The sequence below is a fragment of the Methylobacterium sp. Leaf91 genome (assembly GCF_001422815.1).
Taxonomy (GTDB): domain Bacteria; phylum Pseudomonadota; class Alphaproteobacteria; order Rhizobiales; family Beijerinckiaceae; genus Methylobacterium.
Genome location: NZ_LMMP01000050.1, coordinates 75,010 through 87,544 on the forward strand (window position 1 = coordinate 75,010; position 12,535 = coordinate 87,544).

Annotated in this window: 12 protein-coding genes; 4 read left to right on the plus strand and 8 right to left on the minus strand. The window is 67.0% G+C overall.

What is annotated here, in order from left to right; genetic code table 11:
* Window positions 1-270: 270 nt before the first annotated feature.
* Genes ASF32_RS21410 through dusB form a run of 4 tightly spaced genes read right to left on the minus strand, consistent with a single transcriptional unit; the run spans window position 271 to window position 4,534 of the window.
* Window positions 271-882 carry a DUF6886 family protein gene (locus ASF32_RS21410; protein ID WP_082470146.1) on the minus strand — a complete coding sequence of 204 codons (612 nt, stop codon included), beginning with the start codon at window positions 880-882 and terminating at the stop codon, window positions 271-273.
* Complete coding sequence (ntrC, locus tag ASF32_RS21415; protein ID WP_056157473.1) at window positions 879-2,342, minus strand: nitrogen regulation protein NR(I); 1,464 nt, start codon at window positions 2,340-2,342, stop codon at window positions 879-881. The genes ASF32_RS21410 and ntrC overlap by 4 nt, the downstream gene beginning before the upstream one ends.
* A 9-nt stretch (window positions 2,343-2,351) precedes the next feature.
* Window positions 2,352-3,491: an ATP-binding protein gene (locus tag ASF32_RS21420; protein ID WP_056433362.1), complete on the minus strand. Its 1,140-nt coding sequence runs from the start codon at window positions 3,489-3,491 to the stop codon at window positions 2,352-2,354.
* Window positions 3,488-4,534: a tRNA dihydrouridine synthase DusB gene (gene dusB / locus ASF32_RS21425; RefSeq protein ID WP_056433365.1), complete on the minus strand. Its 1,047-nt coding sequence runs from the start codon at window positions 4,532-4,534 to the stop codon at window positions 3,488-3,490. Before dusB ends, ASF32_RS21420 begins: the two co-directional genes overlap by 4 nt.
* A gap of 134 nt (window positions 4,535-4,668) precedes the next feature.
* Between dusB and ASF32_RS21430 the strand changes: the two genes are divergently transcribed.
* Together ASF32_RS21430 and ASF32_RS21435 are read left to right on the plus strand one after the other, a co-directional pair.
* Window positions 4,669-5,940 carry a bifunctional 2-C-methyl-D-erythritol 4-phosphate cytidylyltransferase/2-C-methyl-D-erythritol 2,4-cyclodiphosphate synthase gene (locus ASF32_RS21430; protein WP_056433368.1) on the plus strand — a complete coding sequence of 424 codons (1,272 nt, stop codon included), beginning with the start codon at window positions 4,669-4,671 and terminating at the stop codon, window positions 5,938-5,940.
* Window positions 5,937-6,446: a CinA family protein gene (locus ASF32_RS21435; protein ID WP_056433372.1), complete on the plus strand. Its 510-nt coding sequence runs from the start codon at window positions 5,937-5,939 to the stop codon at window positions 6,444-6,446. The genes ASF32_RS21430 and ASF32_RS21435 overlap by 4 nt, the downstream gene beginning before the upstream one ends.
* A 205-nt stretch (window positions 6,447-6,651) precedes the next feature.
* On the opposite strand, the gene ASF32_RS21440 is transcribed toward ASF32_RS21435, so the two are convergent.
* From ASF32_RS21440 to ASF32_RS21455, 4 genes are all read right to left on the minus strand, one after another.
* A complete protein-coding gene (locus ASF32_RS21440) occupies window positions 6,652-6,912 on the minus strand; it encodes a PepSY domain-containing protein (protein WP_056433374.1) in 261 nt (86 codons plus the stop codon).
* 522 nt (window positions 6,913-7,434) lie between these two features.
* Entirely contained in the window at window positions 7,435-7,890 is a 456-nt protein-coding gene (locus tag ASF32_RS21445; RefSeq protein ID WP_056433376.1) for a type II toxin-antitoxin system RatA family toxin, read from the minus strand.
* 6 nt (window positions 7,891-7,896) lie between these two features.
* A complete protein-coding gene (gene lipA, locus ASF32_RS21450) occupies window positions 7,897-8,865 on the minus strand; it encodes a lipoyl synthase (protein ID WP_056433729.1) in 969 nt (322 codons plus the stop codon).
* A gap of 104 nt (window positions 8,866-8,969) precedes the next feature.
* On the minus strand, window positions 8,970-9,260 hold the full coding sequence (locus ASF32_RS21455) for a GlsB/YeaQ/YmgE family stress response membrane protein (RefSeq protein WP_056433378.1): 291 nt from the start codon (window positions 9,258-9,260) through the stop codon (window positions 8,970-8,972).
* Between the two features lie 394 nt (window positions 9,261-9,654).
* Between ASF32_RS21455 and ASF32_RS21460 the strand changes: the two genes are divergently transcribed.
* Both ASF32_RS21460 and ASF32_RS21465 read left to right on the plus strand, forming a co-directional pair.
* The gene (locus ASF32_RS21460; protein ID WP_244477965.1) at window positions 9,655-10,866 is read left to right on the plus strand and encodes an SDR family oxidoreductase; all 1,212 of its coding nucleotides are present in this window, start codon (window positions 9,655-9,657) and stop codon (window positions 10,864-10,866) included.
* 88 nt (window positions 10,867-10,954) lie between these two features.
* Entirely contained in the window at window positions 10,955-12,301 is a 1,347-nt protein-coding gene (locus ASF32_RS21465) for a sorbosone dehydrogenase family protein (RefSeq protein ID WP_056433381.1), read from the plus strand.
* The last annotated feature ends 234 nt before the right edge of the window (window positions 12,302-12,535 follow it).

The window sequence follows — 12,535 nt, forward strand, 5'->3', positions numbered from 1 at the left end:
GTTAATTAAGTGACATTTCTCCGTATGTGTCTATATAGATATCTATAAAAACAATATAATGACCGAATAGTTATTAAATTGATTGTGAAAAGTTTCTTCACAACGCGTAATAGCGACAGTTATATTATGTTTTTACTGATTATGAATCGCAAATGGCAATCTATAATTTTTAGTATGTACAGAAATTTATTGTAAATATTGCCGTGCGCCATTCTTGTGGGGCCAGAAGTTGTTGTTTGACCAGCCGTTCCGGTCAACCCGAGCATTTCCTCACCGCGCAAGAGGAAGTGCGATCGGCCTCGGCGGTCCGCCCTCCGGCGTGACCCAGGCCTGCGCGTTCCTCAAGCGGATGCCGCTCGCGTGCAGGGTGGAGCGCCAGATCGGCGCCAGGGGGGTGAGGCGCGGGAGGGGGCGGAGTTCGACGCCTTGCGCCTTCATCGCGGCGGGGAGGTCCCGGATCGCGTCGTGGCCAACAGGGACGACCGGGCTTCGAGAGACCCAGGTGCCGGGCTCGCCGGTGGGCTCGAAGGTCTCGGCCGGCATCCGGTAGCGTTGGATCGCGGCGGTCGCGATCCTTTCCGACCAGGCCTCCTCCACATAGGCGACGGCGCGGTCGGTGACGTCGCCGAACCAGGCCCGCCGGTCCTCCGGCGTGGTCCGTTCGGTCGGCCAGATCACGATCCGGGGGCAGTCGCGCGGGAACAGGTAGAGCAGGCTGTGGGCCGCATCGATCGCCCAGACCAGGGGGCCGTTCAGCCAGGCTCCCGCCTGTCCGCGATCCACGCCGACGCGGACGGGGCGCGGCGCGAAGACCCGGATCGCCGGGTCTTCGCTGAAATGGAACAGGTCCCCTGGTTCGCCGGACGTGTCGCGCGGGCTCACCGTGCGTTGCGGAAGACCTGAAGGTCGAGGTCCCGCACCTTCTTGCGCAGGGTGTTGCGATTGACGCCGAGCAGTTCCGCCGCGCGGATCTGGTTGCCGCGGGTGGCGGCGAGCGCCGCGCCGATGAGCGGGCCTTCGATCTCGCGCAGGATTCGGTGGTAGAGTCCGGGAGGGGGCAGCGTGTCGCGATAACCGCTGAAATACTCGGCGAGATGGCGCTCCACCGCGGCCGACAGCGTCTCGTTGTCCGCCGCGCCGGCCTTGCGCGCACCGGACCCGTTGGCCTGTGGCTGCGCCAGCGGCAGCGTGTCGAGCTCGGCCTCGATGACCGGGCCGGTGATCGTTTCCTGCGGATACAGGGCGGCGAGGCGGCGGACGAGGTTCTCGAGTTCGCGCACATTGCCGGGCCAGCGATAGCGCTTCAGGCGCTCCATCGCCTCGCCGTCGAGCTGCTTGCGGCTGAGACCCTCCTTCTCCACCAGGATGAAGAAGTGACGGATCAGGTCCGGCACGTCCTCCGAGCGCTCGCGCAGCGCGGGCAGGCGCAGCGGCACGACGTTGAGCCGGAAGAACAGATCCTCGCGGAAGATGCCCTGCTGAATCGAGACACGCAGGTCCTTGTTGGTGGCCGCGATGATGCGGACATTGGTCTTGATCGGGACCCGGCCGCCCACCGTGGTGTATTCGCCTTGTTGCAGCACGCGCAGCAGGCGGGTCTGGGCCTCCATCGGCATGTCGCCGATCTCGTCGAGGAAGAGCGTGCCGCCCTCCGCCTGCTCGAACCGCCCGGCCGAGCGCGAGAGCGCGCCGGTGAAGGCGCCCTTCTCGTGTCCGAAGAGTTCGGATTCGATGAGGTCGCGCGGGATCGCCGCCATGTTCACCGGCACGAACGGCCCGGAGCGGCGACGGCCGTAATCGTGCAGCGCGCGGGCCACCAGCTCCTTGCCGGTGCCCGACTCGCCGGTGATCATCACCGTGAGGTCGGTGGGCATGAGGCGGGCGAGGGCCCGGTAGATCTCCTGCATCGCCGGCGAGCGGCCGACCAGCGGGATATCCTCGTTGCCGGGATCGGCGCCGGGGGCGGGCGTGCCGCGCGGTCGCGAGAGCGCGCGGCCGACGATGGCGATGAGCTCCTTCAGGTCGAAGGGCTTGGGCAGGTATTCGTAGGCCCCGCGCTCGGAGGCGCGGATCGCGGTCATGAACGTGTTCTGCGCGCTCATGACGATGATCGGCAGTTCCGGCCGGACGCGCTTGATGCGCGGCAGCAGGTCGAACACGTTCTCATCCGGCATCATCACGTCGGTGATGACGAGATCGCCCTCCCCTTGCGCGACCCAGCGCCAGAGCGTGGCGCAGTTGCCCGTCGAGCGGACTTCGTAGCCCGCCCGTGACAGGGCCTGGTTGAGGACGGTGCGGATCGCAGCGTCGTCGTCCGCGACGATGATGTGGCCGTTGGGCATGACGCGACTCTATTGCTCCACGACCGATTCGCGCCCGTCTCGGGCGCTCGACATGGGAAGGAGGAGACGGAAAGTGGTGCGGCGCGGCACCGGATCGCATTCGACGATGCCACCGTGATCGCCGATGATCTTGGCAGCCAATGCAAGTCCGAGGCCGGACCCCTGGGCTTTTGTGGTCACGAACGGGTCGAACAGGTCGGGCAGGAGCTCGGCCGAGACCCCCGGCCCGTTATCCCGCACGGCGACTTCGATGGGCAGGCTGACCCGCTCGCGCGAGCCCGGAACCTGCATCTTCAGCCCCGTACGGAAGGCGGTGGAGAGGGTAATCTCGCCGTCCACCGCATCGGCGCCGATGGCCTCGGCGGCGTTCTTCACAAGGTTGAGGATGACCTGGATCAACTGATCGCGATTGCCGAGGACCGGCGGCAGCGACGGGTCGTAGGTCTCGACGAAGCGGATGTGCCGGGCAAAGCCCGACTGGGCAGACCGCTTCACCTGATCGAGCACGCCGTGCACGTTGACGGGGCCTCGTTCGACCGGGCGCTCGTCGCCGAACAGCTCCATCCGCTCGACGATGCGGACGATCCGGTCGGATTCGTCGCAGATCAGCCGGGTGAGCAGGCGGTCGTCCTCGGTGCCCGATTGTTCGAGGAGCTGGGCCGCCCCGCGGATGCCCGCGAGCGGGTTCTTGATCTCATGCGCCAGCATGGCGCCCAGCGCGATCATCGAGCGGGCGGCGCCGCGATGGGTGAGCTGGCGGTTCATCTTGTCGGCGATGGTGCGCTCCTGCAGCATCATCACCACCGCGTCCTCCTCGTCGCCGAGGGGGGTCGCGAAGACGTCGACATTGCGCTCCAGGCCGGAGCGCGGCTGAACCAGTTCGACGCCGTATTCGCTGACGCTCGCCTTGCGGCGGCGCACTTCGGCCACGAGAGCGCTGATCGGGGACGAGAACGGGATGATGTCGCGCAAGTGCCGGCGCTGCATCAACCGGGCGGAATGATCGAAGAACGTCTCCCCCGCGTGGTTCACGTGAAGGATGCGGTCATCCGCGCCGATGGTCAGAACCGGCAGCGGCAGCGCGTTGATCACCGCCTCACTCGAAGGCAATGGGCGGGTCCTTCCGCCATAGTCCTTGTCTGCGCTCACGCTGCCTCCTCGGTGATGGACGGTTCGCGCAGGGGCCGCATCGCCCTCAGGAGAAGGTCGGCCGCGATTGTCGGGTCGGTCGTGGTGAGAAGCCGTGTCCGGTCATCCGAGCCGAGGGCGCCGACATCGTCCACATAGGCCGCCAGATGCTTGCGCGCATGGCGCACGCCCATGGCGGGGCCGTAGAGCGCTATCAGCCCCTGGTAATGCTCGAGGGCCAGGGCGGCCTTGTCTTCGGCGTCGAGGGAACGCGGTGCCCGGCCGGCGAGACCGGCGGCGATCTCGCCCACGAGCCAGGGACGACCCACGGCCGCACGCCCGATCATCAACCCGGCCGCGCCCGATGAGGCGAGGCAGGCCCGCGCGCCGGCGAGATCGACGACGTCGCCATTGGCGATCACGGGAATCGAGACCGCATCGACCACGGCGCGGATGGCGGCCCAATCGGCTTGGCCCTTGTAGAATTGCTGACGGGTGCGGCCATGCACGGTCACCGCCGCGAGGCCGAGCCCCTCGGCGCGCCGGGCGAGATCAGGGGCATTGAGGCTCGCATGGTCCCAGCCGAGCCGCATCTTGACCGTGACTGGGATCGCCACCGCCGCGCGGACGGCGGCGAGGATGCGCGTGGCCCCCTCGATGTCGCGCATGAGGGCGGAGCCCGCCTCGCCGCCGGTGACGGTCTTGGCCGGGCAGCCCATATTGATGTCGATGACATCGGCGCCATTCGCCTCGGCCAGCCGCGCGGCCTCCGCCATCGATTCGGGCACGCAGCCGGCGAGCTGGACCACGTGGGGATCGACCCCGCCGCCCTCGGCCCGCAGGCGCGCCTCCTCCGCCCCACGGGCGAATTCGGCCGCCGCCACCATTTCCGAGACGACGGCGCTTGCACCCAGCCGCCGCGCGATGCGACGCATGTGCAGGTCGGTGACGCCCGACAGGGGGGCGAGCAGGACCGGCACCGAAGCCGCGGCGCCTGCCCTCTCACCGGCCTGCCCCTGGCCATCGCCCGAGCGCAGAACGCTCAAATAATCATCAGCTTTCATTGTGCCCAACAAATAGACAATCGCCGGGGCGACGCAAGCGCCTTGCGCGATTTGATTTCAGGCTATGCCCCGCTTAAACGACAGACCACCCCAGCCATTCACGTTACCTCGAACTGATGCGGGAGCACTTTTCCATGTCCGGCACCGCCTGGAACGCCGCGGTGGTCGTCGCAGCCGGCCGCGGGATCCGCATCGGCGGTGACGTTCCCAAGCAATATCGCAGCGTCGGCGGACGCGCGGTCCTCACCCGGACCCTCGCCGCACTGGCGGCCCATCCCGACCTCGCGGTGATCCAGCCCGTGATCGCCGCGGACGCGGCCTCGTTCTACCACGCCTGCGTCGCGGAACTCGACCCCGTTCTGCGCGCCAAGCTCGCGGCGCCCGTCGAAGGCGGCGCCACGCGACAGCAATCCGTCCGGGCCGGTCTCGAAGCCCTGGCCGCAAAGTCGGTGGAAACGGGCGCGCCGGGCCTCGTCCTGGTTCACGACGCGGCCCGCCCGCATGTGGACGAGGCGCTGATCGACCGTGCCCTCGTCGCCGGTCGTGACCATGGCGCGGCGGTGCCCGGCATCGCCGTCACCGATACGATCAAGATCGTCGAGGATGTCGGCCCGGGGATCGGCCGGGTGCGCGAGACCCCCGCCCGCGAATCCCTGCGCGCCGTCCAGACCCCTCAGGCCTTCGCTTTCGCGCCCCTCCTCGCCGCCCACCGCCAGGCGGCGGAGGCGGACCTCCACGGCTTCACCGATGACGGGGCTCTGGCCGAATGGGCCGGGCTCGACGTAGTGGTGTTCGAGGGCGACCCGCGCAACCGCAAGATCACCCAGCCCTCCGACCTGATCGAGGCCGACCGCGGCTTTTCCGGCAGCGATGCCCTGCCCTCCGAACCAGAGACCGATTCCATGACGACCTACGTGACCCGCCTCGGGACCGGCTTCGACGTCCACGCCTTCACCGAGGGCGACCATGTCTGGCTCGGCGGCGTGAAGATCCCCGCCGATCGCGGCGTGCTCGCCCATTCCGACGGGGACGTGGCACTGCACGCTCTCACCGACGCCCTCCTGGGGGCGATCGCGGATGGCGATATCGGCACGCATTTCCCGCCCAGCGACGAGCAATGGCGCGGCGCCTCGTCCGACCGGTTCCTGGCCCATGCGGTGAAGCTCGTCCGCGACCGGGGCGGCCGGATCGATCATCTCGACATCACCGTCCTGGCGGAAGCGCCGCGCATCGGCGCCCATCGCGAGGCCATCCGCGCCCGCATCGCGGAGATCTGCGGCGTGAAGCTGAGCTCGGTCTCGATCAAGGCGACGACCACCGAGAAGCTCGGCTTCGTCGGCCGCGCCGAGGGACTCGCGGCCCAGGCGGCGGCGACGATCCGCCTGCCGGAAGAAGACGCGGCGTGATCGACGACCCGGCGCTCCTCGCCCGCGCCGAGGCGCTGGTGGCGGCCTATGCCGCCGCCGGCCTCCGTGCGGCCTGCGCCGAATCCTGCACCGGCGGCCTCGTCGCCGGGCTGCTCACCGCCGTTCCCGGCTCCTCGGCGGTGGTCGAGCGCGGTTTCGTGACCTATTCTAACGAGGCCAAGACCGAGATGCTCGGTGTGCCCGCCGACCTCATCGCGACCCATGGGGCGGTGAGCAAATCCGTCGCCCGCGCCATGGCGGATGGCGCGCTCGCCCACTCGCATGCGGATGTGGCGGTCTCGATCACCGGAATCGCCGGCCCGGGCGGCGGCAGCGAGGCCAAGCCCGTGGGCCTCGTGCATTTCGGCCTCGCCCGCCGGGGTGCCGCGACCCGACATATCGAGCGCCGCTACGGCGATCTCGGCCGAGGCGAAATCCGCCGCGCGGCCGTGGCAGAGACGCTGGAGCTGTTCGGCAGGGCCGTGGAGCCCGTCGGGACGGATTGAGGCCTATGTCAGTTGCTTTTCCAAGGCTCTACCTCATCCTGAGGTGACGCGTAGCGGCCTCGAAGGAGGCTTCCAGCCAGCATCGAGCGATCTGGAGGGCTCCTTCGAGGCCGCCGCTGTGCGGCGTCACCTCAGGATGAGGTGGTCTGATTGGATGATCGACTTTAGTCTCGCCATCCGCTGAGACATCCGATCAGACTGCCTCTCAATCGGCGACTTCGCCGAGGATCGCGCCCGTCTTCGGATCGGCATCGAACTTCATTTTTTGACCGTTCTTGATGCCCTCGCCGTCCCAATGGCCGTCATCGGCCTCGAGCTTCGTGATCTCGGTGTAGCCCTCGGCCATCAGCGCCTTCTTGACCTGATCGATGGGCAGCCAGTCGGGGCCGGGCTGGTCCGCCACGGCGAAGCCGGCGAGGCCGGCATTCAAGGCGAGGGCGAGGGCGAGAATCGGGATCGGTCTCACGGGGTGTTCTCCGGTGGCGCTGCGCCCCGGTATCTAGGGCCCCGCCCGGCATTGTCCGCTTATCTTATCTACGGTGCCACACATCTCCGCGGGTTGGTCGGGTCCGCTCTCCTGGAAGGCAGGGCGATTGCATATGGCACCACGCCGTCATTCCGGGTCGCCAGAGGCGAGCCCGGACCCGGAGGGCCGCGCCAGAGGCGTGCAATCCAGAGCCGCCGACGGTGCAAAGTCCTGCACCGCCTGTGTTTCTGGATCCTGGCCTCCGCTGCGCGGCCCCGGGATGACGGGGTGCTGCGATTCGATTTTCGACGAGCAAATCGGCATATGCGATCGCCCTGCCCGGAAGGAGAGGGACAGGGTGAGGTGTGCGACTTCTCCGGATGTGGACCCCACCTCACCCCAGCCCTCTCCTTCCAGGAGAGGGTGCCCGTCGCGCCTCATGTCGACCCCTCATAGGTAGAGAAACGGCCGTCGAGCAGATGTGTGAATCGAGTAGCCCGTCAGAGAACGGGCACCGGCGCGTCAGGCGACGCCGTACACCCGGTCCGCCCTGCCCTCGAACGCATCGGTGAACTTGCGGAAGGCGCGGTCGAACATCGTTCCCATGAGCAGGCCGAGGGTGCGGCTCTTGAACTCGTAGTTGATGAAGAAGTCGACGTCGCAGCCGGCGGGAGATTTCTCCTTGAAACCCCAGCGGTTCTCGAGGTGTCGGAACGGCCCGTCGATGTATTCGGCGACGATCTTCAGGTTCTGCGGATCGAGGGTGACGCGGGTGGTGAAGCGCTCGCGGATCGCCTTGTAGCCCACCCCCATCTCGGCGACGAGAATCTCCGTCCCGTCCGCGCCGGGTTGGCGGCGCAGGACGCGCAGGGACTCACAGAGCGGCAGGAATTCCGGATAGCGTTCCACGTCGGCCACGAGGTCGTACATCTGCTGCGGCGAGTGGCGCACCGCGCGGTTGATCCGGAAGGAAGGCATCGGCCCTCAGGCGTTGGCAGGCGCGAGCCGAGCGAGCCGGGCGGCCTTCAATCGAGAAAAATCCTCGCCCGCATGGTGCGAGGAGCGGGTCAGGGGCGTCGCCGAGACGAGGAGGAAACCCTTGGAATAGGCCGTGGTTTCAAGGGTCTTGAATTCTTCCGGCGGGACGAAGCGCCTCACCTCGTGGTGCTTCTTCGTCGGCTGCAGGTACTGGCCGATGGTGAGGAAGTCCACATCCGCCGAACGCAGGTCGTCCATGAGCTGGACGATCTCGTTCCGCTCCTCGCCGAGGCCGACCATGATGCCGGACTTGGTGAAGATGGTGGGGTCGAGCTCCTTCACCCGCTGCAGCAGGCGGACCGAATGGAAGTAGCGCGCGCCGGGGCGGACGGTGAGGTAATTGCCCGGCACTGTCTCCATGTTGTGGTTGAACACGTCCGGCCGTGCCTCCACGACGAGCTCCAGCGCCCCGTCCTTGCGGAGGAAATCGGGGGTGAGCACCTCGATCGTGGTGTTGGGGCTGCGCTCGCGAATGGCCCGGATGGTGCGGAAGAAATGCATCGCCCCGCCATCGGCGAGGTCGTCGCGATCCACCGACGTGATCACCACGTGATGCAGGCCGAGCTTGGCCACCGAATCGGCGATCTTGGCGGGCTCGTCGTCGTCGAGGGCGTTCGGCAGGCCGGTGCGCACGTTGCAGAAGGCGCAGGCCCGCGTGCAGGTGTCGCCCATGATCATGAAGGTGGCGTGCTTCTTCTCCCAGCACTCGCCGATATTGGGGCAGCCCGCTTCCTCGCAGACCGTGACGAGGCCGTGCTCCTTCACGATGGCGCGGGTGGCGTTCCAGCCGGGCGATCCGGGTGCCTTCACCCGGATCCAGTCGGGCTTGCGCTGGATCGGGTTGTCGGGGCGATGCGCCTTTTCCGGGTGCCGGGGGCGCTGGTCGTTTCGCAGGAGATCGAGGACGACGGCCATGGCATACCGGGCAAGCTGCGCCGGCAACGCGCCGGTGCTCAGGCCGGAACGTAATGGCTCGGCCACCGCATCGCAAACGATCGGGAAACGATCCGCCGAACCTGTCAGTAGCTCATGCCGCGCCCGCGGATCGCCCGGTAGATGGTGATGATGATGACCGCGCCCACGGTCGCCGAGATGAGGTTGCGCCAGAAGCCGTAGATCGGGATGTGGAGCTTGGCGGCGAGGTAGTTCCCCAGCAGGCCGCCGAGGATGCCCATCGCGATGTTGGCGAACAGGCCCATATTCGCGGCGGTGAACTGTTCTGCGAGCCAGCCCGCCAGGGCGCCGATGAGGATGGCCATGAACAATCCCATGCCGGGCTGCCCCAGCGCACCGTAGACTTCGCCATCCATAGTCGTTGCTCCTCGCGATGAACGGGGGGACGCCCCGCGTCGCATCCTACCTGTGATGCCCCGCTGCGTGGCGCAAGTTGCCCTGGCGGACCTGATATCGAGTTTTCCCGCGCTGCGATCTTCGCGTGGATGGACGCAGGTCATGCAATGACAGGTTTAGGCTCGGTCAATCGGGTGGATGCACCTCGGTCCGGAGCGTAGTCAGCCTCATGGTGCAAGATATAATACAAAATTAACGATGTTTCTTAACCATGATTCGACTGAACCCGGCATAGTTAGGGAAAATTTTACGTATTAATTTCCACACACTTGTCAGCATCTTGTTAACGATCCCTTAACTATCTTTGGGCTGCCGAAACGTCCGCCCGGATGTGCAGTCCTTGGAGCGAGTGCTGTGAGTCGAATTCTTCTGACAGGTGCGACAGGGCTCATCGGCGGTGCTGTCCTGCACCGCGCCCTGGTGGCGAAAACCGATGCCGAATGGGTCTGCCTGGTGCGCGCCTCCGACGAGGAGGCCGGGCGTCAGCGCATCGCGGCGCGTCTCGGCCGCTTCACGAGTGCCCTGAACGCCCAGCGGATGGCACAGCGCGTGGAGATCGTGGCGGGCGATTTCACCAAGGCCGACCAGATCGCCGATCCGCGTCTCGATTCCGTGACGCAGGTTCTGCATCTGGCCGCCGACACCTCGTGGTGGGCGCAGGAGAAGGTGCACCGGACCAACCATGACGGCACCCTGGCTCTGGCCCGGCGCGCGGCGCGGATGCCGCGGCTCGACCGTTTCCTGCATGTGAGCACGGCGATGATCTGCGGCGGCAAGCCGCCCGCCATGGTGGACGAGACCCGCTACCCCGACCCCGACGCCGCGCATCTCGTGCATTACAGCGCCTCGAAAGCCGCCGCCGAGACGTCGCTCGCGGCCGGTTTCGCGGACCTGCCCCTCGTGGTGGCGCGCCCCTCCATCGTGCTCGGCCATTCGACGCTGGGCGCCCGGCCGGGTTCGAGCATCCTCTGGGTGATCCGCGCCTGCGACCGGTTGCGGCTCGTCGCCGGTTCCCGCGACGGGACCGTCGACATCGTCCCCACCGACTGGGTGGCCGACACCCTGGTGGAGATGCTCGCGAGGCCCGCCCTCGCCCACGGCACCTACCACCTCTCCGCCGGCACGGTGAGCCGCACCCGCTGGAGCGAACTCGGCCGCACCCTCGATCGCGTCGACCCGGCCGAGGGTCCGCGCCACTACGAGGAATTCTCCGCCCGCGACCGGGCGACCCTTCACGCGCGCTTCACCGAGGTCTTCGGAATGGACGAGGCGATCAAGGTGGCGATGTTCCGGGCGCTGCAGGCCTATTACCGGTTCTGCGAACTCGACGTGACCTTCGACAATACCCGCCTCCTGGCGGAGGGCTTTGCCCCTCCCCCCGCGCTCTCGGAATACATCGGCCGCTGCATCGAGACCTCCGGCGAGATCATCGATCAGTTCCGCGAGGATTTCGGCGGATTTGCCGGGGCGCCCGTGCGGGGCGAGCAGACCGCTCGTCCGAGGCCGTCCCAGCCCGATGGCGTCACGAACCGGACCGTGGCGCGACGTGGATCCGCCCCAGGCTGATCCCTTCCTTGCCGTAGCCAAATCTCACCTCGCCCATGTAATCTGAGCGAAGGGCGTCCGGCTCGGGCGCGGATACAGGGTCACCACCATGCGGAATCGATCGAAGCTCGGCCTTGCGGCCTTGGGCGTAGTGCTTCTTGGCGGAGCGGCATTCCTCCGCTTCGTCGTCTACCCCGAGAAGGCCAGTCTCGAAGCCTCGGCCGGGGAAGGGGCCAACCCCACCCTCCCCGCTCCCAACCCGACCTTGATGCCGACCGTGAACATCGCCCGCGTCGCCCGCTGGGAGAACGGCGCCAAGCCGAAGCCGGCCACTGGGCTTCAGGTCGCGGCCTATGCGGCCGGGTTCGACCATCCACGCTGGATGTATCTCCTGCCCAACGGCGATGTGCTGGTGGCGGAGGCGAACAAGCCCAAGACCGACGACCCCTCCACCGGCATCGCCGACTGGGTCGCCGACAAGGTGAAGAGCATGGCCGGCGCCGGCGTGCCGAGCCCGGACCGGATCGTGCTCCTGCGCGACAAGGATGGCGACGGGGTCGCCGAGGAGCGCCACATGTTCCTCACCGGCCTGCACTCGCCCTTCGGCATGGCCCTGGTGGGCGGCGATCTCTACGTCGCCAATGCCGATGCCCTGGTGAAGGTGCCCTACACACAGGGCCAGACCGAGATCACCGCGAAGCCCGAGAGGGTGGTCGAGCTACCGTCCGGCATCAACCACCATTGGACGAAGAACGTCATCGCGAGCCCGGATGGTAACAAGCTCTTCGTCACCGTGGGCTCGAACAGCAATGTCGGCGAGAACGGTCTCGACAAGGAGGTGGGCCGCGCCGCGATCTGGGAATACACGATCGGCACGAAGCAGATGCGCGAGTTCGCCACCGGCCTGCGCAACCCCAACGGCCTCGCCTTCGAGCCCACCACCGGCGCGCTCTGGACGGCGGTGAACGAGCGTGACGAGATCGGCAGCGACCTCGTGCCCGACTACGTCACCTCGGTGAAGGAGGGCGGCTTCTATAGCTGGCCCTACAGCTACTGGGGCAAGCATGTGGACGAGCGGGTCTCGCCGCAGAAGCCCGACCTCGTCGCCAAGGCCATCGCGCCGGACTATGCGGTCGGCACTCACACCGCGTCTCTGGGCATCGCCTTCTCCAACGGCTCGGCCCTGCCGCAGGCTTGGACAAGCGGCCTGTTCGTGGCCCAGCACGGCTCATGGAACCGCCGCCCGAAGAGCGGCTACAAGGTGATCTATGTGCCCTTCAGGGACGGTAAGCCCACCGGCCAACCCGTCGAGGCGCTCACAGGCTTCCTCGATGCCGACGAGAAGGCGCAGGGGCGGCCCGTTGGCGTGATCCTCGACAAGACCGGGGCGCTGCTGGTGAGCGATGATGTGGGGAAGGTGGTGTGGCGGGTGAGTGGGGTGTCGCGGACGCAGTAATGGCGGCCCGTGTTAAAGAGCATCGACCGCTGTTTCAGACCTCGAAGCTTGGTTGATCGAACTGATGAGCGGATGCTTGTGCCAGAGCAGGTCATCCCAGCAGACCACCTCATCCTGAGGTGCCCTTTGCTTGAGCAAAGGGCCTCGAAGGAGACCTCCAGAGGCCGATGCGATACCTGGAAGCCTCCTTCGAGGCCGCTATGCGGCACCTCAGGATGAGGTAAGGCTTTGGAA

Coding starts and splice junctions, on each gene's coding strand:
- ntrC (WP_056157473.1), bottom strand. CDS start 2,342: ATGCCCAACGGCCACATCATCGTCGCGGACGACGACGCTGCGATCCGC.
- dusB (WP_056433365.1), bottom strand. CDS start 4,534: ATGAAAGCTGATGATTATTTGAGCGTTCTGCGCTCGGGCGATGGCCAG.
- ASF32_RS21430 (WP_056433368.1), top strand. CDS start 4,669: ATGTCCGGCACCGCCTGGAACGCCGCGGTGGTCGTCGCAGCCGGCCGC.
- ASF32_RS21445 (WP_056433376.1), bottom strand. CDS start 7,890: ATGCCTTCCTTCCGGATCAACCGCGCGGTGCGCCACTCGCCGCAGCAG.
- lipA (WP_056433729.1), bottom strand. CDS start 8,865: ATGGCCGTCGTCCTCGATCTCCTGCGAAACGACCAGCGCCCCCGGCAC.
- ASF32_RS21455 (WP_056433378.1), bottom strand. CDS start 9,260: ATGGATGGCGAAGTCTACGGTGCGCTGGGGCAGCCCGGCATGGGATTG.
- ASF32_RS21465 (WP_056433381.1), top strand. CDS start 10,955: ATGCGGAATCGATCGAAGCTCGGCCTTGCGGCCTTGGGCGTAGTGCTT.